We start from the raw sequence: 22,436 nt of genomic DNA on the forward strand, positions 1-22,436 counted from the left end.
ATATCGCTTATGACAAAACAATCAGTGCAACCTACGGTGCTTATTTTCGCCGGTCAGGGAAACCCTGTTGTCGGAATGGGAGCAGATTTATGGGATTTGAATACAACTACCAGGGAAATCTGGGACTGTGCCAGCGATGTGACAGGGTTAGATCTGCGCCGGTTGTGTCAGAAAGGGCCGATGAATCGTCTGGTGAAAACGACGACGCAGCAGGCAGCGGTGACGGCTATCAATGTCACACTATATAGTCTGTATGCCGAGCAATTCTCTGATGCGAATGTTATTGGTTCGTGCGGGCATAGCGTTGGTGAGTTTAGCGCATTATACGCGGCCGGCGCCTTAACGCTGGAAAATGTGTTCAAGCTAATATTGGCGCGCTCAACCATTATGGATGATTTAAGCAATATCCATAAAGGCGCAATGCTAGCGGTAAGAGGTGCTGATTTTCAAATGGTAAGCCAGTTGATTAACGACTCCGGAAGTCAAGTTGTTGTGAGTTGTGATAATAGCCCCTACCAGCAGGTAGTTGGCGGTACGCTACCAGATTTAAGTGAATTCACCGGGAGACTAATGGGGGCTGGCCTGGAAGCTATCAAACTTGGCGTTAGCGGAGCCTGGCATACACCTCTTATGTCTGAGGGGGTTCAACCCATGCGGGATGCGCTGAAGACGGTGGAAATTCTCCGGCCAAATCATCCTGTACTGATGAATGTCACCGGGTGTGAAGAATATAATCCGGAGAAAATTAAAGAGAACTTATCTTTGCATTTGACCCATAGGGTACAGTGGGCAGCATCTATGAGCGCTTTTTTACAACATATCCCCTCTGCCAGGTTTGTTGAAATCAGCAATAAGGCGTATCTCGGACAATTGCTAAATGATTTCGACGGTTTCTCTGCAGAGTATTATAGACACTGTAGAAAACTATTGGTGGCGCCACGAGGTTAATATGATCCCGGATTATTTAGCTTTCATTCGTCGTCAGGATCGGTCGCTTCTCCCGTATCTTTATTTTATTTGTATATTACTTATTGCGCTATATGTTAAAAATAGAGGGTATTTGTTGACCCAGGAGGATGCATTTCCCGTAAGTGCCATTTTTTCGTTAACAATGTTCAGCTTTGTTTATGAGCTAAAGGGGTACTGGGCTTATAAATACGAGATAGGAAATATCAATTTCTCCTGGTTTCAGGGGAAAATCGCCTCGCGTTTTGAGGTTCTGCTGTGGCATCCACTTGTCGCAACTGGATGCTGTTTCATCGTGTGCTATCTGGCAGTAAAGGCGTGTCTGTTTTTTTTGCCGACTATTACCGCAATGGTCTGTATTGCCTTTTTTGTGCCGATCATTGTTTATCTAATGTGCTGGTTTGCCAGAAATTGTTACGTCAAACAGTTACAGCAGGAAACTGCATTGACGCTTAAATACCGTAATCTTCATTATTATACTTGCCTGAACGTCACTATGACTTTTTTGACCAGTTTTGTGGTTGTCAGTCCATTGGTTGCTGATGATGATTTTTCTTTATCTAATGGTTTTTTTTCAGCAAAGTTGATCGTTGCCATGTTAATTCTGTGTTCAGCGATACTGATGGTTAATCTGATTTTCGCTCACCCTTCAAGGCGTTACACTTTTTTAGGCAGACTTTTCCAAAAAGAGTTTGATGTAAATCTTGTGAATACGATGGTTCTTCCAGGGATATATAGAAAACCCTTGTGGTTAAGATTATTTATTTTCTTCACTCTTCAGTTATTCTGGATTGTGGCGATGAGTCTGTTGTTGAAATTATTAGGTTGGGGAATATACTTTTATGCATATCTTATTGTCTGCATGATACCTGCGATGGGATATTTTTATTTGCATGTTTACTGGCGTTGGCATGATGATTACATGACAGCGTGCGATATGTATCTCAGGTGTGGTGAAGATAAGAATTAAGAATTGAAATAAGGCCAGTCAGAAAACTGACTGGCCTTATACTATTTAGCTCTGCAGGGCATCAACAACACCACCCCAGTCAGTGGCAGCATTATAAACAAAATTAGACCAAACCCCAGATTCGGCATACAGCAGGGAGTTGATATGGTCGGTCAGAATGCTTCCCAGGCTGGATGGCGAACCACCAAGAATATTGGAAACCAGGTCAATCGTGGTTTCCAGAGCGGAGGAGGCCAGAATCATACCAGCATTAATACCCGCAGCAACCAGACCCAGTGCAGATTGAATCGTGAAATCAACCAAAGCACAAGGCAGGTCGATAATACCTGCACCAGAGATATATTCCATTTCGTTTGCGGTTAATTCTTTCATTTTAAATTCCATCCTAGATTAATGAATTGTTAATGATGTACCTTTGCACACCGGGCAATATACTAATCAGAGGGTTTTTTATATAATAGTGAATATTTAAATGATCTATTAATTTTAATGTGAATTAAACTTCACAAACGACGCTTAGATAAGCGATGGGTATTATTTCGCAACTTCATATTTGATAACAGAAGATACCCGAGAGTATCTTCTGTGTGTACAGTCGTTCGACTTATTGTTTAGAGGTCAGAAATTCAGGTCTATTATGAAGTTGCAATGATGGCCTGTTCAACCTCGAAGCGGTTGGTCACTTTGCTGTCAATTTTTATGTAGGCTGAACGTTCTTCAGCGACAATCATAACCTGCTCGATGCCTGGTTTCGACTGCAGACGGCGCTGTAGTTCATCATTAATGATGACATCACCCGGGATCTCAACACGAAGACTGCTGACATAAGGCGGTTCACTCATGGTGCTGGCCACCAGTAGCCACAGCATCGCCAGTAGCGCACCCAGTAAAAACACGGTCTGCGAGTCAAAGAATCCATCTACCCAGCCGCCCAGGGCGCCACCGATGGCCACACCGATAAACTGGCTGGTAGAATAAATCCCCATTGCTGTGCCTTTGTAGCCTGCCGGTGATTCCTTGCTGATTAACGAAGGCAATAACGCTTCCAGTAGATTGAAGGCGAGAAAGAACAGTTGCACCCCTGCAACTAACTCCCAGAAATAGCCACCAGCTCCCCAGAGCACGATTTCCGCTATCAGAAGCAGAGCGACGCAAAGCAGGAACACCCGTTTCATCTTGCGCTTCACTTCCGCATAGATGATGAATGGCACCACGGCGACAAAGGAAATGACCATGGTTACCAGATAAATTTTCCAGTGCTCGGCGGCCGGGAAACCTGCGGCCTCCAGTTGTCCTGGCAGCGCAACAAAAGTCGACATTAGCATGATGTGCAGACACATAATGCCGAAGTTCAGCTTGAGGAGTTTAGGCTCAGCAAGCACTTTGCTGAAACAGCCCTTTACCATGCCAGATTCACGGTTCAGTACATGATTGTGGCTATTTGGTACTACCCACAGAGTCAGCAAAATACCGAGGCTGGCCAGAATAGCGATCATCCAGAAGAGGGCGTGCAGCCCCAACTGGTGAGTGACAATAGGGCCGAGCACCATAGCGATGGCAAAGGTCACGCCAAAGCTGACGCCAATGAAGGCCATCGCTTTGGTACGGTTCTGTTCGCGGGTTAAATCGGAAAGCAGTGCCATGACGGCGGCGGCAATAGCACCAGAGCCCTGCAATGCGCGGCCAAGAATAATGCCCCAAATGGAATCGGTCAGGGCGGCGATGATGCTGCCAATGACGAAGATCAGCAGTCCTCCGACAATTAACGGTTTGCGGCCAATTCGGTCAGACAGTAGACCAAACGGGATCTGGAAGATAGCCTGAGCAAGCCCGTAAATGCCAATGGCCAAACCAATCAGCGCTTCACTGGCCCCCTGCAGCGCCATGCCATATGTGGTCAAAACGGGCAGGACCATAAACATGCCGAGCATGCGCAGCGAAAATACGGTCCCTAAACCCCAGGTTGCGCGCAGTTCTCCTGGCGTCATTTTGTTATCGTTCATTACCACCTCAATATAAAAACTGCGACTAGTGTAGTGGTGGGATAAGGACGCGTAAATAAATGTTTGTTTAGCAGATATTACGACTGTGTTGCGTAATAGAAGAAGGGATGAGAACCAGACGATAAAATGGTGAAGAGCTGAATAAATAATGTAAAACAACAGAAAGGGCAGCGTGAAAAATCTGCCCTTAATATAGCTCCGATTAGGAAGCGGCCTGCTCCAGGAAGCCATTCCAGTCGGTAGCGGCGTTGTTCACGAAAGTGTTCCAGCTGTTACCAGCGGTAGAAACGAAGTTTGCCCAGTTCTCTTGACCGGTGCTAACGACGCTTTCCCAGTTTGCCTGACCAAGGAGGAACTTGCCAAACTCAATCGCACTATCGCCGACGAAAGAGGCGAAAGCCAGACCGGAAGTCAGCGCGAATGAGGTAAACCCAGCCGCAGAATTAGCGACAAAGCTAGCGAAGCCAGTTGCAGCGCTCACCAGGTTAAAACCACCTGAGACAGATTCCATTTCGTTGAATGTTAGTTCTTTCATTGTTATTCCTTGCTGTTAAATCCATGTTTTCCGTAGGCGTTTGCCTACTGCACAAGGCTAGCACTATCTCCGCTAATGGCGCGAGATGGCTGACTGTTAGCGATGCTCAATTTTTTCTCAATTTTTAACTATTTAATGAATGAAGAAAATGAAGTGCAAGAGTGAGGGGAGGGCGGTATGAATGAAGTAATCCTATGTTGGCGTATAAAAAAAAGCCCCCGGCTAGCGGAGGCTCTTTTCATTTCACATTTAGCGTAATCTTATCTGACGTAAGCCAGCAGATTATGTGAATCCGGCACCATGAAGTCGACAGACATCATGACTGACAGCGCGGTAATGGCAACGATGGAAAAGACGAACAGCTTACGTGCCCAGACTTTATCATCCGCCACTTTGTATCCGCGCAGCGCCATACCAAGCCACCAGACGCTTACCGCGGCCGCTACGACCAGATATTTATATCCGGCGTAACCCCCCAGAGAAAGCATCAGCGTTGCCACGGCAAAGGCCACGATGTACAGCGTGATATGGTTTTTCGCGACTGAGATGCCTTTCACTACCGGCAGAACCGGAATATTCGCCGCCTGATAATCCTTGAAACGGAAGATCGCGATGGCGTAAGAGTGAGGCATCTGCCACAGGCTAAAGATCGCCAGCAGAATCGCCGCGCCGCTGTCAAAATCACCGGTAACTGCGCAGTAGCCAATCACCGGCGGCGCAGCGCCGGAGAGTGAGCCAATCAGCGTGCCGTAGACAGAGTGGCGTTTCATATACAGGCTATAGATGCCGACATAAACCACAAACCCCATCACGCCAAGCCAGCAGGCCAGCGGGTTAGCGCCGAACCACAGCAGCATGAAGCCAGCAATACCCAGCAAGGTGGCGTATACCAGCGATGATTCTGGCGAGATCAGCCCTTTGACCAGCACCCGGTTTTTCGTCCGTTCCATCTTACGATCGATATCACGGTCGATGTAGTTGTTGAAAACACAACCCGAGGCGACCACCAGGGATACTCCGAGGAGCGTCCAGACGAACAGCGGATAGTCGATGTGGCCTTTGGAGGCCAGCAGGAAACCGCCGATCACGGAGATCAGGTTGCCAAAAATGATGCCTGGTTTCGTTACTTGCAGGTATTGCTTAAACATACTCGCCGCTCTTAGTGCATCATCATGTTGTAGTTGAGGTTCCACATAATCCAGATGGAGCCGACAACAACGATAGCAATGATGATTACGGTGAAGATAAACGCGGTCAGGTTCCAACCTTCGTCAGATTTACTGTTCATGTGCAGGAAGTACACCAGGTGCACCAGAATCTGCACTACAGCCGTGACCAGGATGGTTCCCAGAATCGCTGCATGCGAGGCAGAGCCACTCATAACCATTGCAAACGGGATTGCCGTCAGAATGATCGACAGGATGAACCCTGTCATGTAGCTCTTCACGCTGCCGTGAGAAGCGCCGCTATGATCGGTAGAATGACTCATTACATCGCCCCCATCAGATAAACAACAGAGAACACGCAGATCCACACCACGTCCAGGAAGTGCCAGAACAGGCTCAGGCACATAATACGGGTACGGTTAGTGCTGGTCAGGCCGCGACGGGATACCTGAACCATCAATACCGCCATCCACAGCAGACCAGAGGTGACGTGCAGACCGTGGGTACCAACCAGCGCGAAGAACGCTGACAGGAAGCCGCTACGGTCCGGACCCATACCTTCAACAATCAGGTGATGGAATTCATAGATTTCCATCCCAACGAACCCTGCACCGAAGAGGAAGGTCAGGGCGAGCCAGGAAACGACCTGGCTCTTGTTGTTCTTGTACATGGCGATAGCCGCCATGCCATAGGTGATGGAGCTGAATAACAGCAGTGCGGTTTCAACCAGAACGAACGGCAGTTCAAAGATATCTTTACCCGCCGGGCCGCCAGCCGTGCCGTTCACCAGAACGGCATAGGTTGCGAACAGCGTAGCGAAGATAATGCAGTCGCTCATCAGGTAGATCCAGAAACCGAAGACTTTCATCGGTCCTGTATCATGGTGCCCGTGTTCATGCGCGTGGGCATTGTGCGCAAGAGTATCAGTTGCCATTTTTCAGCCCTGCTTTGTTAATCTCATCGAAATGCTGATTTTCCAGTTTTTCGACTTCTGCAACCGGTACGTAGTAATCCACGTCCTCGTCAAAGCTCTTGATAATCCAGGTCACTACGATGCCGGCGAAACCAACAATCGCCATCCACCAGATATGCCAGATCATCGCGAAGCCAAACACCGTTGCGAATGCAGCAATGATGATGCCCGCGCCACTGTTTTTCGGCATATGAATTTCTTCATAATGCGTAGGTTGCTTGTACGCTTCGCCTTTTTCTTTCATTTCCCAGAATGCGTCACGTTCGTGAACGTTAGGAACGACAGCGAAGTTATAGAACGGCGGTGGAGAAGAGGTTGCCCACTCCAGAGTACGACCGCCCCATGGGTCACCAGTCAGGTCACGGTTCTGATCGCGATCGCGGATAGAAACGTAGAACTGGATCAGCTGGCACAGGATACCGCAAGCAATCAGCGCCGCGCCGCATGCTGCAACAACCAGCATGGAGTGGAACTGCGGATCGATGTCCTGGCTCAGACGACGGGTCATGCCCATGAAGCCCAGCACGTACAGCGGCATAAATGCGACGAAGAAGCCGATGATCCAGAACCAGAATGCGCGTTTACCCCAGGTTTCGTTCAGGGTGAAACCAAAGGCTTTCGGCCACCAGTAGGTCAGGCCTGCGAAGCAACCGAATACCACGCCGCCGATGATGACGTTATGGAAGTGCGCAATCAGGAACAGACTGTTGTGCAGTACGAAGTCCGCACCCGGTACCGCCAGCAGAACACCGGTCATCCCACCAACAGAGAAGGTAACGATGAAGCCGATAGTCCACATCATCGCCGAGTTGAAGACGATGCGGCCCTGGTACATGGTGAACAGCCAGTTGAAGATCTTAACCCCGGTCGGGATTGCGATAATCATAGTGGTAATACCGAAGAAGGCGTTTACGTTCGCGCCGGCACCCATGGTGAAGAAGTGGTGCAGCCAAACGATGAACGACAGAACGGTAATACAGACGGTTGCCCACACCAGCGAGGTGTAACCAAACAGACGTTTACGCGAGAAGGTCGCTGCGACTTCGGAGAAGACCCCGAATACCGGCAGAACCAGAATGTACACTTCCGGGTGACCCCAGGCCCAAATCAGGTTGATGTACATCATCATGTTGCCACCCATATCGTTGGTAAAGAAATGGGTGCCCAGGTAGCGGTCCAGGGTCAGCAGCGCGACGGTGACGGTCAGAATTGGGAAGGAGGCGATAATCAGGATGTTGGCGCACAGAGATGCCCAGGAGAATACCGGCATCTTGAACATGGTCATGCCAGGGGCACGCATCTTGATAATGGTCACAAAGAAGTTGATACCGGTCAGGGTAGTACCGATACCGGAGAGCTGCAGCGCCCAAATCCAGTAATCGACCCCTACGCCAGGACTGTACTCAATTCCCGAAAGCGGCGGATACGCCAGCCAACCGGTCTGTGCGAACTCACCGACGCCCAGAGACAGGTTAACCAGAATCACGCCCACAACCGTGAACCAGAAGCTCAGGTTGTTGAGGAACGGGAACGCAACGTCACGCGCGCCGAGCTGAAGCGGAACCACCAGGTTCATCAGGCCGATAACGAATGGCATTGCCACGAAGAAGATCATGATAACGCCGTGGGCGGTAAAGATCTGATCGTAGTGATGAGGTGGCAGGAATCCTGCTTCCCCGGCTGAGGCCAGCACCTGCTGGCTACGCATCATAACGGCGTCAGCAAAGCCACGCAGCAGCATGACGATTGCCACGATAACGTACATGATACCGAGACGTTTGTGGTCGACGGACGTCAGCCACTCGTTCCATAGGTAGGACCACTTACCGAAGTAAGTGATCGCTGCCAGTATCGCCAGTCCCCCGACGATGATTGCAGCAACCGTTACCACGATAATAGGTTCGTGGTAGGGCACTGCATCCAGTGTAAGTTTTCCGAACATCGTTTTCTTCCTCGGCCCCTTAGTGAGCGGTTTCCGCGTGGCTCATGTCCATGCCTTCCATCCCTTCGTGCGCAGCGTGCTCGCCTTCAGGTTTAGACATGTTCATGCTCTCGTGAGACATGAATTTGTTAACAACATCTTTGAACAAATCCGGTTTCACGTTAGAGAAGTATTCCACTTTGTTGTTTTCGCTAGGCACAGCCACTTTGTCGAATGCAGCCATGGAGTCCATGGAGTTCGGGGACTGTTTCGCTTTTGCTACCCACTGATCGAAGGTTGCACGATCCGGGGTGGCGATAGCCTTGAACTTCATACCAGAGAAGCCCGGGCCACTATAGCTTGCGGAGATACCGTCATAAGTGCCTGCTTCATCAGCGATGAGGTGCAGCTGAGTCTGCATCCCGGCCATCGCATAAATCTGGCTACCTAAGCGCGGAATAAAGAACGAGTTCATCACGGAGTTGGAAGTGACTTTAAAGTGTACCGGTACGTTCGCCGGGAAGGCGATTTCGTTGACGGTAGCGATACCCTGTTCCGGGTAAATAAAGAACCATTTCCAGTCCATCGATACAACTTCGATGGTGATTGCTTTCTCGTCGTGGACAAGCGGTTTGCTTGGCTCCAGAGCGTGAGTGGTTTTCCAGGTCAGAACGGCCAGGAACAAGATGATCAGAATAGGAACCGTCCAGACCACAGCTTCAACTTTGTTGGAGTGTGACCAGTTCGGGCTATACTTCGCATCTTTATTGCTCGCGCGATACTTCCAGGCAAATCCTACTGCCATTAAGACGGCGGGAATAACGACAATCATCATCAGGCCGAATGCCGTCAGAATCAAAGAGCGTTGCTCCAGTCCAATCTGTCCTTTTGGGTCAAGGAGCGCAGAATCACAACCACTGAGTAATACAGTACCTGCGATTAATGACATCCATCCCAAACTTTTATTGTATTTCCTGAGTCTCATTGAACGACCTCAATTCCACGGGATCTGGTGGCGTTTAAAGTGTACGGGCATTTTACGGTAAGGTTGCATTACTGTAAACACGATTGGATCTGTGTCAGTTCTGTGTTAGCGGGTTCTGCTTGGATTGTCACATATGTTACGGAATGTGACGTAATTGCTTGCAAAGCCTGATTTACGCTGGATCTATAACGAAAGGGATAAGAAAGGGAATGCTTATGGGTGTACGGGTATAAACATGGTTAAAATAACACAAATAATTAACAATTAATTATCAAATAAAAGACATAAAGAAAACGTTAAAATAAAGTAACGCTGCTGAATCGGTTAAATTAATTAAAGAATCGCGTAAAAATTGTCAATAATTTCCAGAAATCTAAAACGCACAAAACAACAAATCAGCTCCCAAGGAAAATAAAATCGCTAATAAGCCGTTATAATTACCTCGGGTAATTAAAACGGCTATTAACGGTTTGGCGAAAATTAAATCAGCTGCGTTTTGCGTAGCGCCATATAGTCCAGAATCGCGCCGAGCAAAATACCACCGATAGCGGTCAGCGCGGCGACTTCCAGCAGGGCAGGCAGGAAGGAGAAAGAAGTGTAATCCAGCGCGTTCATCGCCAGCAGCAGCAGCCATATCGCCAGCATCAAACAACCTACCGCCAGGATAACCAGCGCCAGGGCGTAAATCTGCGGGTATTGCGTACGCGGCAAGAAGCTTTCCGTTCGTTGGGTATATTCCAGCGTACGCCGACACAGAAGCAGGAGCAAAATCCCCGGCAGGGCGGCAACGACGGAGAAAAGATAAAACGTCGGCCAGCCGTTCGCTTCGACAAACCAGCCGGCAATCGGCCCAACATAAACGCGACCCACCGCCGACAACGCCGACAACAGCGCGAACTGAGTGGCGGAAAACGACTTGTTACACAGCGTCATTAACAGGGCGACAAACGCCGCGGTACCCATCCCGCCGCACAGGTTTTCAAAAAATACCGCCGCCGCCATCGAATAAAGGTGTTTATCGGTGACTGAGAGGATCCAGTATCCGGCGTTGGAGGCCCCCTGCAGCAAGCCAAAGATCAGCAGGGCGCGGAATAGCGTCAGGCGCTGCATCAGTACGCCGCCGTAGAGTGCGCCGACAATGGTGGCGAACAGGCCCAACGTTTTATTCACCATTCCGACTTCGCCGGCATCAAAACCGACGCCGCGAATAAGGAAAGTGGTGGTCAGGCTCATGGCGAAGGCATCGCCGAGCTTATAAAGGACAATTAACAGCAGAATAAGCCAGGCGTTGTTGCGACCGAAGAAATCGCGCAACGGCGCGGCGACGGCCTGCTCAAGCGATTTAGGCACCGGAATGACGTCGCTGGGCTCCGGCGCCAGCAGCGTGGCGATAATACAAGGAATAAGCAGTGCGGCCATCAGCCAGTACATACCTTGCCAGCCCAGCCAACGGTCGGCCAACCAGAGCGCTAACCCTCCGGAAACCAGCATTCCCAAACGATAACCGAGCACGCTTATCGCCGCACCGGCGCCGCGCTCTTCCGCCGGGAGGACGTCGGTTTTCCAGGCGTCAAAGACGATATCCTGCGATGCGGAGCAAAAAGCAATAACCACAGCCAACGCCGCCATCCAGCGCAACTGCGTTGCGGGTTCAAGAAAGCCCATCGCGGCGATGGCGATAAGCAGCGCAAGCTGAGTCGTCAGCAGCCAACCGCGGCGGCGGCCTAAAAACGGCGGCGTGTAGCGGTCCATTAATGGCGACCACAAAAACTTAAATACGTAGGCCTGACCGACGAGAGAAAAGAAGCCGATAGTTTTTAAATCGATATTTTCAACGGTCATCCACGCTTGCAGCGTGCCGGAGGTCAGCGCGAGAGGTAAACCAGAAGCAAAGCCAAGGATCAGCAAAATAGCTGATTTGGGCTGCTGAAAAATACGCAAGTAGTGATTGGACATGGCATATAGAGCAGACCCGGTATGATACCGGGTCTGCTATTTTATTAACGAGCGTTTTGTTTGATGAAGTCGTGAATGCTGGTGTCCTGCGCCATGTCGGCGATGGTATCGGTCAGCACGCTATTAACCGCGTTCGCAATGTTCTCATTGGAAGCCTGGAAAGCGCCCTCAACGGAGTAGCTGGCGCGATAGTTTTTGGTCATCTTGTTGCCGTTAGCGGCGGTGGCGACGATGGCGATATCCGCTTTAGTGGCGATGTTGTAACGCACGTTGCCCTGCGAGACGTCAGCATACAGTTTGTTAACAATGATCTGCAGGTCGACGGCGCCGTTCGGGCCAATCATGTAGCCGCGCGACGTCATTTGCTTCTCAAGCACTTCCTGCAACAGGAAGCGCAGATCGCGAGAGGCGGTCAGCGTAACCAGCTGGTTGTTACGGGTGACCTTCGCCAGCGCCTGATCGGTACGCTGGTCTGCGCCGTTGATGCTGACGGTAACGCCCATCAGGCTCGGATCCTGCTGCGGCAGGGTGATTTTCGGCGATACTTCAATGGTCGTCGGCGGGGTGGCGCATCCTGCGAGTACAAACATCGCGACCAACGGGAATAGAATTTTCTTCAGCATGTTCAGGGTCTCAACGCACGGTGTTGTTATACCCGTCATAATTCAGGTTTCAGACGCCGCGGGGAATCGCGGGCGCTTTTTTCTGCAACTCGAAGTAGTTAGGGTGTTTAAGGAAAATTCCCGCCATCATAACATCGCCAACGGTGAGGGGAAGTGGCTACGAGTGGAAAATCATCGTGTTGTGCGTTTTATGACCTCGTCCCATTTCCGGTGGCGATTTAGCAGGGAGATTTAGCGTTCATCATCAGTAAACCTGATACTTTTGCGTGAAAATATCAGAGGAATGCTAATTTTTTGTTGTTTTCTGCCAATGGAAGCGGTAAAAGCGGCTAACATTTAAAGGGAAAGGCGGCATCTCAGCGTTGTCGGAGGAGAAAATTCATGATGATACGTGAGCAGATCGAAGCAAAACTTAGAGCAGCGTTCGACCCGATGTATCTGGAAGTCGTGGATGAAAGCTATCGGCACAACGTCCCTGCGGGCTCTGAAAGTCATTTTAAAGTGGTGTTGGTGAGCGACCGCTTCACCGGCGAACGTTTCCTTAATCGTCATCGTATGATTTACGGTACGTTGACCGAGGAGCTGTCAAGCACCGTGCACGCGCTGGCGCTGCATACTTACACGATTAAAGAGTGGGAAGGGCTACAGGATACCGTCTTTGCCTCTCCGCCATGCCGCGGAGCGGGTAGCATCGCGTAAAAATCACATTTGCAACCGCTGGCGCTTTTCCAGTATGTTGCGTGAAGATTTAGCAAAAACGGCCTGCGGGCCGTTTTCTTTTGCCTGGAAAATGCGCAAAGTTCGCGCTTTTGCAGACAAATTTGAGCGGGAAATGTGAAAAACGCCGCAGCAGTGGGTGACAACCGTTCTCGACTCACAAAAGTGATGCCGCTATAATGCCGCGTCTTATATATGAATGTCTTCGGGATGATTCTGACGACAGGGAATGTGTTTCTGATTTGAAGAGGGCATCCCGGTTCTGCGAAGCCACCTACTCGCGCTTCCAGAGTTGACCGAGCACTGTGATTTTTTTGAGGTAACAAGATGCAAGTTTCAGTTGAAACCACTCAGGGCCTTGGGCGCCGTGTAACGATTACTATCGCCGCTGACAGCATCGAGAATGCTGTCAAAAGCGAGCTGGTCAACGTAGCGAAAAAAGTTCGCATTGACGGCTTCCGTAAAGGCAAAGTGCCGATGAATGTTGTTGCTCAGCGTTATGGCGCTTCCGTTCGCCAGGACGTGCTGGGCGACCTGATGAGCCGTCATTTCGTTGACGCGATCATCAAAGAGAAAATTAATCCGGCCGGCGCGCCGAACTACGTTCCGGGCGAATACAAGCTGGGCGAAGACTTCACCTACGCGGTAGAGTTCGAAGTGTATCCGGAAGTTGAGCTGAAAGGTCTGGACGCAATCGAAGTTGAAAAACCGGTTGTTGAAGTCACCGACGCTGACGTTGACGGCATGCTGGACACCCTGCGTAAGCAGCAGGCGAACTGGAAAGAAAAAGAAGGCGCTGTTGACGCTGAAGATCGCGTTACCATCGACTTCACCGGTTCTGTAGACGGCGAAGAGTTCGAAGGCGGTAAAGCGTCTGACTTCGTACTGGCGATGGGTCAGGGTCGTATGATCCCGGGCTTCGAAGACGGTATCAAAGGCCACAAAGCTGGCGAAGAGTTCACCATCGACGTGACCTTCCCGGAAGAGTACCACGCTGAAAACCTGAAAGGTAAAGCCGCTAAGTTCGTTATCAACCTGAAAAAAGTTGAAGAACGCGAGCTGCCGGAACTGACTGCTGAATTCATCAAGCGTTTCGGCGTTGAAGATGGTTCCGTTGAAGGTCTGCGTGCGGAAGTGCGTAAAAACATGGAACGCGAGCTGAAAGGCGCCGTGCGTAACCGCGTTAAATCTCAGGCTATCGAAGGCCTGGTGAAAGCGAACGACATCGACGTTCCGGCTGCTCTGATCGACAGTGAAATCGACGTACTGCGTCGTCAGGCTGCTCAGCGTTTCGGCGGTAACGAGAAGCAGGCTCTGGAACTGCCTCGCGAACTGTTCGAAGAGCAGGCTAAACGTCGCGTAGTTGTTGGCCTGCTGCTGGGCGAAGTGATTCGCACCAACGAGCTGAAAGCTGACGAAGAGCGCGTGAAAGGCCTGATCGAAGAGATGGCTTCCGCGTACGAAGATCCGTCAGAAGTGGTTGAGTTCTACAGCAAAAACAAAGAGCTGATGGACAACATGCGCAACGTGGCGCTGGAAGAGCAGGCTGTTGAAGCCGTGCTGGCGAAAGCTAAAGTGTCTGAAAAAGCCACTTCCTTCAACGAACTGATGAACCAGCAGGCGTAATTTAGCCCGGCTGTTTAAAGTTCGCGCAAAAGCCCGTTGCCGAAAGGCGGCGGGTTTTTTTTATTGCAATGATAGGCTTAGGATGAGTGCTAAAACACATTTTCAGTGATAGCGTTACTCCAAAAGGTTGTTATGCTTGAATTATGGCTGCGCCATCCCCATAACCGGGTGACGTATCTGCATCCGCAGCGTCAGGAATAATGACCAGGTCAACGTATCAGTGCCCTGCGGATAGAAACTCTGGCTGATAATCCGTCCATAAGGTTACAATCAGTGCAGCAGGTTTTTTCAAAATTAATCCAGGAGACGGAAATGTCATACAGTGGCGAACGAGATAACTTTGCACCCCATATGGCCCTGGTGCCGATGGTCATTGAACAGACCTCACGCGGTGAACGTTCTTTTGATATCTATTCCCGTCTGCTCAAGGAACGCGTTATTTTCCTGACCGGCCAGGTGGAAGACCACATGGCTAATCTGATCGTGGCGCAGATGCTGTTTCTGGAAGCGGAAAATCCAGAAAAAGATATTTACCTGTACATTAACTCTCCGGGCGGCGTGATCACCGCCGGGATGTCAATTTACGACACCATGCAGTTCATCAAGCCGGATGTCAGCACTATCTGTATGGGGCAGGCGGCTTCAATGGGCGCCTTCCTGCTGACCGCCGGGGCGAAAGGCAAGCGTTTCTGTCTGCCGAACTCCCGCGTGATGATTCACCAGCCGCTGGGCGGCTATCAGGGTCAGGCGACGGATATTGAAATCCACGCCCGTGAAATTCTGAAAGTGAAAGGGCGTATGAATGAACTGATGGCGCATCATACGGGTCAATCCCTTGAGCAGATCGAGCGCGATACCGAGCGTGACCGCTTCCTGTCGGCGTCGGAAGCGGTGGAATACGGCCTGGTCGATTCCATCTTGACCCATCGTAATTGATGCCCGTGGCGTAAGGGTGCCGCTATACTTGTTTTAACAACTGGGCGGCACAACGCGTGATCGCGACTTGCGCCTGAGAATGGCATTTGCGTCGTCATCTGCGGCACAAAGAACTTAAGAAGAGGTTTGGACTCATGACAGATAAACGCAAAGATGGTTCGGGCAAACTGTTGTACTGCTCTTTTTGCGGCAAAAGCCAGCATGAAGTGCGTAAGCTGATCGCCGGGCCATCCGTGTATATCTGCGACGAATGCGTTGATTTATGTAACGACATCATTCGCGAAGAGATTAAAGAAGTCGCTCCGCACCGCGAGCGCAGCGCGCTGCCGACGCCGCACGAAATTCGCCACCATCTGGACGATTATGTTATCGGTCAGGAACAGGCGAAAAAAGTGCTGGCAGTGGCGGTATACAATCACTACAAACGTCTGCGCAACGGCGACACCAGCAATGGCGTAGAACTGGGTAAAAGCAACATTCTGCTGATCGGGCCGACCGGTTCCGGTAAAACGCTGTTGGCTGAAACGCTGGCGCGTCTGTTGGATGTTCCGTTTACCATGGCCGATGCCACCACCCTGACCGAAGCGGGTTACGTGGGCGAAGACGTGGAAAACATCATCCAGAAGCTGCTGCAGAAATGCGATTACGATGTGCAGAAAGCGCAGCGCGGCATCGTGTACATCGATGAGATCGACAAAATTTCCCGTAAATCGGATAACCCGTCGATTACCCGCGACGTGTCCGGCGAAGGCGTTCAGCAGGCGCTATTGAAGCTTATCGAAGGTACCGTAGCCGCTGTTCCGCCACAGGGCGGGCGCAAACATCCGCAACAGGAGTTCTTGCAGGTTGATACCTCCAAGATTCTGTTTATCTGCGGCGGCGCGTTCGCAGGCCTGGACAAAGTGATTTCCCACCGTGTTGAAACCGGCTCCGGCATTGGTTTTGGCGCGACGGTTAAAGCGAAATCCGACAAAGCCAGCGAAGGCGAACTGCTGGCGCAGGTCGAGCCGGAAGATCTGATCAAGTTTGGTCTGATCCCGGAATTTATCGGCCGTCTGCCGGTTGTCGCGACGCTGAATGAACTGAGTGAAGAAGCGCTGATTCAGATCCTGAAAGAGCCGAAAAACGCCCTGACTAAGCAGTATCAGGCGCTGTTTGGCCTCGAAGGCGCTGAGCTGGAATTCCGTGATGAAGCGCTGGATGCGATCGCCAAGAAAGCGATGGCGCGTAAAACCGGCGCCCGTGGTCTGCGCTCGATCGTTGAAGCCGCGCTACTCGACACCATGTACGATCTGCCGTCCATGGAAGATGTCGAAAAAGTGGTGATTGACGAGTCGGTGATCGAAGGTCAGAGCAAGCCGCTGCTGATCTACGGCAAGCCGGAAGCGCAGCAGGCATCTGGCGAATAATTCGCCAATCGACACAAGCAGTTAAGCAAAAAGGGGGGATTTTATCCCCCCTTTTATTTTTCCTGTGTTCCCGCCGTTGAATGTATGGAATACATCCCCATATACTGGATTACATATTAACGGCGACGCGTTAATGAAGGTGTCGTCGGCTACCTGGCGGACTTTAAACTAAGAGAGAGCTCTATGAATCCTGAGCGTTCTGAACGCATTGAAATCCCCGTATTGCCGTTGCGCGATGTGGTGGTTTATCCGCACATGGTCATACCCCTGTTTGTAGGGCGGGAAAAATCTATCCGTTGTCTGGAAGCGGCCATGGACCATGATAAAAAAATCATGCTGGTCGCGCAGAAAGAAGCGTCGACGGATGAGCCGGGTGTAAACGATCTTTTCACCGTCGGGACCGTGGCGTCAATTTTGCAAATGCTGAAGCTGCCGGACGGCACTGTGAAAGTGCTGGTGGAAGGCTTACAGCGTGCGCGTATTACTGCGCTGTCTGATAACGGCGAGCACTTCTCCGCCAAAGCAGAGTACCTTGCTTCTCCGGTCATTGAAGAGCGGGAGCAGGAAGTGCTGGTGCGTACGGCTATCAGCCAGTTTGAAGGCTACATCAAGCTGAACAAAAAAATCCCACCGGAAGTGCTGACGTCGCTGAATAGCATCGACGATCCCGCGCGTCTGGCGGATACCATCGCTGCGCATATGCCGCTTAAGCTGGCGGACAAACAGTCCGTGCTGGAGATGTCCGACGTGAACGAACGTCTGGAATATCTGATGGCGATGATGGAATCTGAAATCGATCTGCTGCAGGTTGAGAAACGCATTCGCAACCGCGTGAAAAAGCAGATGGAAAAATCTCAGCGTGAGTACTATCTGAATGAGCAAATGAAAGCCATCCAGAAAGAGCTCGGCGAGATGGATGACGCCCCGGACGAAAACGAAGCGCTGAAGCGTAAGATCGACGCGGCTAAGATGCCGAAAGAGGCGAAAGAAAAAACCGAAGCGGAACTGCAAAAGCTGAAGATGATGTCCCCGATGTCGGCGGAAGCCACCGTCGTGCGCGGCTACATCGACTGGATGGTGCAGGTGCCGTGGAATGCCCGCAGCAAGGTCAAAAAAGATCTGCGTCAGGCGCAAGAGATCCTCGATACCGATCACTATGGTCTGGAGCGAGTCAAGGACCGCATCCTTGAGTATCTTGCGGTACAGAGTCGCGTTAACAAGCTGAAAGGGCCGATCCTGTGCCTGGTTGGGCCGCCGGGGGTGGGTAAAACCTCGCTTGGTCAGTCTATTGCCAAAGCTACCGGGCGTAAGTACGTGCGCATGGCATTGGGCGGCGTGCGTGATGAAGCGGAAATCCGTGGTCACCGCCGTACCTATATTGGCTCGATGCCGGGGAAACTGATCCAGAAAATGGCGAAAGTGGGGGTGAAAAACCCGCTGTTCCTGCTGGATGAGATCGACAAAATGTCCTCCGACATGCGCGGTGACCCGGCTTCAGCATTGCTGGAGGTACTGGATCCGGAACAGAACGTGGCCTTTAACGACCACTATCTGGAAGTGGACTACGATCTCAGCGACGTGATGTTCGTGGCGACCTCCAACTCCATGAATATCCCGGCTCCGCTGCTGGACCGTATGGAAGTGATTCGTCTCTCCGGTTATACCGAAGATGAAAAACTGAACATTGCTAAGCGCCACCTGCTGCCGAAGCAGATCGAACGCAACGCGCTGAAAAAGGGCGAGCTGACGGTCGACGATAGCGCCATTATCGGCATTATTCGTTACTACACCCGTGAAGCGGGCGTACGTAGCCTGGAGCGTGAAATCTCCAAACTGTGCCGTAAAGCCGTTAAACAGCTGCTTCTGGATAAGTCACTAAAACACATCGAGATTAACGGTGAAAACCTGCACGATTATCTTGGTGTGCAGCGCTTTGACTATGGCCGCGCGGATAGCGAAAACCGCGTAGGTCAGGTGACGGGTCTGGCGTGGACGGAAGTGGGCGGCGATCTGCTGACCATCGAAACCGCCTGCGTTCCGGGCAAAGGCAAGTTAACCTATACCGGTTCACTTGGCGAAGTCATGCAGGAGTCAATTCAGGCAGCGCTGACCGTGGTACGCGCGCGTGCTGAGAAGCTTGGTATCAATCCGGACTTCTACGAAAAACGCGATATTCACGTGCACGTACCGGAAGGGGCAACGCCAAAAGATGGTCCGAGCGCCGGTACGGCGATGTGCACCGCGTTGGTTTCCTGCCTGACCGGTAACCCGGTACGCGCCGATGTGGCGATGACAGGGGAAATCACCCTGCGCGGCCAGGTGCTGCCAATCGGCGGTCTGAAGGAAAAACTGCTGGCGGCGCATCGTGGGGGGATTAAGACTGTTCTGATTCCTTACGAAAACAAGCGTGACCTTGAAGAAATTCCGGAAAACGTTATCGCCGATTTGGATATTCATCCGGTACAGCGAATCGAGGAAGTTCTGACACTTGCCCTGCAAAATGAACCGTTTGGCATGCAGGTTGTAAGCGCAAAATAGTGATATCGCGCAAATAGCGTTAAGAAAAGTGGGGCTGGTAAGTAAATTCGTACTTGCCAGCCTTTTTTTGTGTAGCTAACTTAGATCGCTGGCAGGGGTCATCGACAACTCTGTTGTAAGGGCATGACAGTCCTGATATAACTGCTGCGCGGTCGCGCCATGAAGGATTCTGGTGCGATATAAATTATAAAGAGAGGAAGAGAACAGTGAATAAATCTCAACTGATTGACAAAATTGCTGCGGGTGCGGACATTTCTAAAGCTGCAGCTGGACGTGCGTTAGATGCTTTGATCGCTTCTGTTACTGAATCTCTGCAAGCTGGGGATGATGTTGCGCTGGTAGGGTTCGGTACTTTTGCTGTTAAAGAGCGTGCTGCCCGTACTGGTCGCAACCCACAAACAGGTAAAGAAATTACCATTGCTGCCGCTAAAGTACCGGGCTTCCGTGCAGGTAAAGCGCTGAAAGACGCGGTAAACTAATCGGCACTCCCGTCAGGGAATGTGACGAAGTACAAGGGCGCATCGCGAGATGTGCCTTTTTTATTTGTCCAGAACGCGACTTTATGTGTGTTTATGCGCACTTGTGGGCTGACAATTGCCCCGTTTTCTTGTCAAAATACGTCCTCACGCGCGGCAGCCATCACGTGCTATGCTGCGCGAGCTAAAGTCATCTACAGCGGAGCGTTGTTACACCATGATGGACAACCTACGCACGGCCGCCAACAGCGTCGTGCTCAAGATTATTTTCGGTATCATTATCGTCTCGTTCATTTTGACCGGGGTGAGTGGTTACCTGATTGGCGGCGGCAACAACTATGCCGCAAAAGTGAATGGTCAGGAGATTGGCCGCGCGCAGTTTGAAAATGCCGTTGCCAGCGAGCGTAACCGCATGCAGCAGCAGCTAGGCGATCAGTTCTCCGAGCTGGCGGCCAACGAAAACTACATGAAGACCATGCGTCAGCAGGTGCTGAATCGTCTGATCGATGAATCGCTGCTGGATCAGTATGCCCGTGAACTGGGCCTGAGCATCAGCGACGACCAGGTGAAACAGGCCATCTTCCAGACCCAGGCCTTCCAGTCGAACGGCAAGTTTGATAACGAGCGCTTCAGCGGCATCGTGAATCAAATGGGCATGACCACCGATCAATACGCGCAAGCGCTGCGTAACCAACTGACGACGCAACAGCTGATCAATGCGGTAGCCGGTACCGATTTCATGCTGCCGGGCGAGTCCGACCAACTGGCGGCGCTGGTATCCCAACAGCGCGTGGTTCGTGAAGCGACTATCGACGTTAACGCGCTGGCGGCGAAACAGACCGTTAGTGATGAAGAGATTAACGCCTTCTGGCAGCAGAACCAGGCCCGTTTTATGGCGCCAGAGCAGTTCCGCGTGAGCTACATCAAGATGGATGCCGCCAGCATGCAGGAAAACGCCTCTGACGAAGAAATCCAGTCATGGTATGACCAGCATAAAGATCAGTTCACTCAGCCGCAGCGTAATCGCTACAGCGTGATTCAGACTAAAACTGAAGCTGATGCGAAAGCGGTGCTCGCCGAACTGCAAAAAGGCGCCGATTTCGCCACGCTGGCAAAAGAGAAATCTACCGACATCATCTCTGCGCGTAACGGCGGCGATATGGGCTGGATGGAAGAGGCCTCTACCGTGCCTGAGCTCAAAGATGCCGGCCTGAAAGACAAAGGTCAGCTTTCCGGAGTGATCAAATCTTCCGTAGGCTTCCTGGTGGCGCGCCTTGATGATGTTCAGCCGGCACAGGTAAAACCGCTGGCCGATGTGCGTAACGACATCGCGGCTAAAGTGAAACAGGAAAAAGCGCTGGACGCGTACTACGCGCTACAGCAGAAAGTTAGCGATGCAGCCAGCAATGATAACGAATCCCTGGCGGGCGCGGCGCAGGTTGCCGGCCTGAAAGTGGTTGAGACCGGCTGGTTCGGCCGTGACAACCTGCCGGAGGAGCTGAACTTCAAGCCGGTTGCCGATGCTATCTTTAATGGCGGTCTGGTGGGTGAAAACGGCGCGCCGGGTAGTAACTCCGATATCATTACCGTTGACGGCGATCGCGCCTTTGTTCTACGTATTAGCGAGCACAAAGCGGAAAGCGTTAAGCCACTGGCGGATGTGAAAGCGCAGGTGACTGATATCGTGAAGCGCAATAAAGCGGAACAGCAGGCGAAACTGGATGCTGACAAACTGTTAGCCGCCCTGAAAGCGGGCAAAGGTGATGAAGCGATGAAAGCCGCAGGGCTGAGCTTCGGCGCCGCGCAGACGCTGTCCCGTACCGGCCAGGATCCACTGAGTCAGGCTGCATTCTCTTTGCCGCTGCCGCAGAAAGATAAAGCCAGCTACGGCGTAGGCAGCGATGCTAAAGGCAACGTAGTATTGCTGGCGCTGGATGAAGTAAAAGCGGGCGCTATGCCAGAAGAGCAGAAGAAAGCGATGGTGCAGGGTATTACTCAGAATAATGCGCAAATCGCATTCGAAGCGTTGATGAGCAATCTGCGTAAAGAAGCCAAAATCAAGCTCGGCGACATCATCGACCAGCAGCAATAATTTCGCGCCGTCTCGCAAAACGAGGTAACGCGATGCAATACTTAAAGGCCGCTTTCGCGGCCTTTTCCATTTCCGCAATCTGCCTTTTGTACTCCTTTTTTGTAGCCGCTATCGTGACCTTGCTGTCTACAAACAAGGAGATAACAGCATGAACAGAGGAATGAAAATGGTTATTGCCGCCGTGTTGCTGGCTTGTGCGGCGGGTTCTCAGGGGGCGCTGGCGGCATCGGCGAGCGGCAAGGCGGCATCGGCAAAAGAAACTATTCAGGCGCCGCAGACGAAAATGCCGGAGGAGGCCAAAACGGCGGATACCCACGGCGCGCAGGTTAGCATCAATAATGCCAGCGCGGAGGAGTTAGCACAGGCTATGAACGGCGTTGGGCTCAAGAAAGCGCAGGCAATCGTCAGCTACCGCGAAGAATATGGGCCGTTTAAGACTCTCGACGATCTTAAACAGGTCCCTGGGATGGGCAGTTCACTGGTAGAGAGAAATCTGTCACATCTGACGCTGTAATTTTCGCCTGTTGGTTTGCACAGTAGCAAA

The 22,436-nt window shown here is 51.4% G+C and carries 20 protein-coding genes; 10 read left to right on the forward strand and 10 right to left on the reverse strand.

Translation table 11 applies throughout. The annotated features are described in order from the left end of the window. Window positions 1–9 precede the first annotated feature (9 nt). Window positions 10–948: an ACP S-malonyltransferase gene (locus ABLV07_RS00915; RefSeq protein WP_046883686.1), complete on the forward strand. Its 939-nt coding sequence runs from the start codon at window positions 10–12 to the stop codon at window positions 946–948. A 1-nt stretch (window position 949) separates the two neighbouring features. After that, entirely contained in the window at window positions 950–1,936 is a 987-nt protein-coding gene (locus ABLV07_RS00920) for a hypothetical protein (RefSeq protein ID WP_348853247.1), read from the forward strand. A 45-nt stretch (window positions 1,937–1,981) separates the two neighbouring features. On the opposite strand, the gene ABLV07_RS00925 is transcribed toward ABLV07_RS00920, so the two are convergent. From ABLV07_RS00925 to ABLV07_RS00970, 10 genes are all read right to left on the reverse strand, one after another. Then, the gene (locus ABLV07_RS00925; RefSeq protein WP_015367964.1) at window positions 1,982–2,308 is read right to left on the reverse strand and encodes a hypothetical protein; all 327 of its coding nucleotides are present in this window, start codon (window positions 2,306–2,308) and stop codon (window positions 1,982–1,984) included. A 263-nt stretch (window positions 2,309–2,571) separates the two neighbouring features. Then, complete coding sequence (locus ABLV07_RS00930; protein WP_227866255.1) at window positions 2,572–4,170, reverse strand: MFS transporter; 1,599 nt, start codon at window positions 4,168–4,170, stop codon at window positions 2,572–2,574. After that, complete coding sequence (locus ABLV07_RS00935; protein WP_046883688.1) at window positions 4,142–4,474, reverse strand: hypothetical protein; 333 nt, start codon at window positions 4,472–4,474, stop codon at window positions 4,142–4,144. Before ABLV07_RS00935 ends, ABLV07_RS00930 begins: the two co-directional genes overlap by 29 nt. 260 nt (window positions 4,475–4,734) lie before the next feature. After that, the gene (gene cyoE / locus ABLV07_RS00940) at window positions 4,735–5,622 is read right to left on the reverse strand and encodes a heme o synthase (protein ID WP_015367961.1); all 888 of its coding nucleotides are present in this window, start codon (window positions 5,620–5,622) and stop codon (window positions 4,735–4,737) included. Between the two features lie 11 nt (window positions 5,623–5,633). Next, entirely contained in the window at window positions 5,634–5,963 is a 330-nt protein-coding gene (locus tag ABLV07_RS00945; RefSeq protein ID WP_015704585.1) for a cytochrome o ubiquinol oxidase subunit IV, read from the reverse strand. Continuing rightward, on the reverse strand, window positions 5,963–6,574 hold the full coding sequence (locus tag ABLV07_RS00950) for a cytochrome o ubiquinol oxidase subunit III (protein ID WP_015704586.1): 612 nt from the start codon (window positions 6,572–6,574) through the stop codon (window positions 5,963–5,965). Before ABLV07_RS00950 ends, ABLV07_RS00945 begins: the two co-directional genes overlap by 1 nt. Beyond that, window positions 6,564–8,555 carry a cytochrome o ubiquinol oxidase subunit I gene (cyoB, locus tag ABLV07_RS00955; RefSeq protein ID WP_032712741.1) on the reverse strand — a complete coding sequence of 664 codons (1,992 nt, stop codon included), beginning with the start codon at window positions 8,553–8,555 and terminating at the stop codon, window positions 6,564–6,566. Before cyoB ends, ABLV07_RS00950 begins: the two co-directional genes overlap by 11 nt. Before the next feature lie 19 nt (window positions 8,556–8,574). Further along, window positions 8,575–9,519, reverse strand: a complete 945-nt coding sequence (cyoA, locus tag ABLV07_RS00960; RefSeq protein WP_015704588.1) for a cytochrome o ubiquinol oxidase subunit II — start codon at window positions 9,517–9,519, stop codon at window positions 8,575–8,577. 480 nt (window positions 9,520–9,999) lie between these two features. Then, window positions 10,000–11,475 (reverse strand): muropeptide MFS transporter AmpG, encoded by a 1,476-nt coding sequence (gene ampG / locus ABLV07_RS00965; protein WP_042893775.1) that lies wholly within the window; start codon window positions 11,473–11,475, stop codon window positions 10,000–10,002. A 44-nt stretch (window positions 11,476–11,519) separates the two neighbouring features. Then, window positions 11,520–12,098 carry a lipoprotein gene (locus ABLV07_RS00970; protein WP_032705501.1) on the reverse strand — a complete coding sequence of 193 codons (579 nt, stop codon included), beginning with the start codon at window positions 12,096–12,098 and terminating at the stop codon, window positions 11,520–11,522. A 381-nt stretch (window positions 12,099–12,479) separates the two neighbouring features. Here ABLV07_RS00970 and bolA point away from each other — a divergent pair, with 381 nt between their 5' ends. The 8 genes from bolA (at window position 12,480) to ABLV07_RS01010 (ending at window position 22,406) form a co-directional block, all read left to right on the forward strand. Next, window positions 12,480–12,797 (forward strand): transcriptional regulator BolA, encoded by a 318-nt coding sequence (bolA, locus tag ABLV07_RS00975; protein WP_015367954.1) that lies wholly within the window; start codon window positions 12,480–12,482, stop codon window positions 12,795–12,797. Between the two features lie 345 nt (window positions 12,798–13,142). Continuing rightward, a complete protein-coding gene (tig, locus tag ABLV07_RS00980; protein WP_015367952.1) occupies window positions 13,143–14,441 on the forward strand; it encodes a trigger factor in 1,299 nt (432 codons plus the stop codon). Window positions 14,442–14,753: 312 nt separating this feature from the next. Then, window positions 14,754–15,377 carry an ATP-dependent Clp endopeptidase proteolytic subunit ClpP gene (gene clpP, locus ABLV07_RS00985; RefSeq protein ID WP_003021624.1) on the forward strand — a complete coding sequence of 208 codons (624 nt, stop codon included), beginning with the start codon at window positions 14,754–14,756 and terminating at the stop codon, window positions 15,375–15,377. 134 nt (window positions 15,378–15,511) lie between these two features. Beyond that, window positions 15,512–16,786: an ATP-dependent protease ATP-binding subunit ClpX gene (gene clpX, locus ABLV07_RS00990; protein WP_015704591.1), complete on the forward strand. Its 1,275-nt coding sequence runs from the start codon at window positions 15,512–15,514 to the stop codon at window positions 16,784–16,786. 183 nt (window positions 16,787–16,969) lie between these two features. Continuing rightward, a complete protein-coding gene (gene lon / locus ABLV07_RS00995; protein ID WP_015367948.1) occupies window positions 16,970–19,324 on the forward strand; it encodes an endopeptidase La in 2,355 nt (784 codons plus the stop codon). Window positions 19,325–19,530: 206 nt separating this feature from the next. Further along, on the forward strand, window positions 19,531–19,803 hold the full coding sequence (gene hupB, locus ABLV07_RS01000; protein ID WP_002444653.1) for a nucleoid-associated protein HU-beta: 273 nt from the start codon (window positions 19,531–19,533) through the stop codon (window positions 19,801–19,803). Between the two features lie 214 nt (window positions 19,804–20,017). Continuing rightward, entirely contained in the window at window positions 20,018–21,892 is a 1,875-nt protein-coding gene (gene ppiD, locus ABLV07_RS01005; protein ID WP_015367947.1) for a peptidylprolyl isomerase, read from the forward strand. A gap of 148 nt (window positions 21,893–22,040) precedes the next feature. After that, window positions 22,041–22,406 (forward strand): helix-hairpin-helix domain-containing protein, encoded by a 366-nt coding sequence (locus ABLV07_RS01010; protein WP_015367946.1) that lies wholly within the window; start codon window positions 22,041–22,043, stop codon window positions 22,404–22,406. Window positions 22,407–22,436: the final 30 nt, after the last annotated feature.

It is taken from the genome of Klebsiella sp. CN_Kp097, assembly GCF_040064495.1.
Classification (GTDB): Bacteria; Pseudomonadota; Gammaproteobacteria; order Enterobacterales; family Enterobacteriaceae; genus Klebsiella; species Klebsiella aerogenes.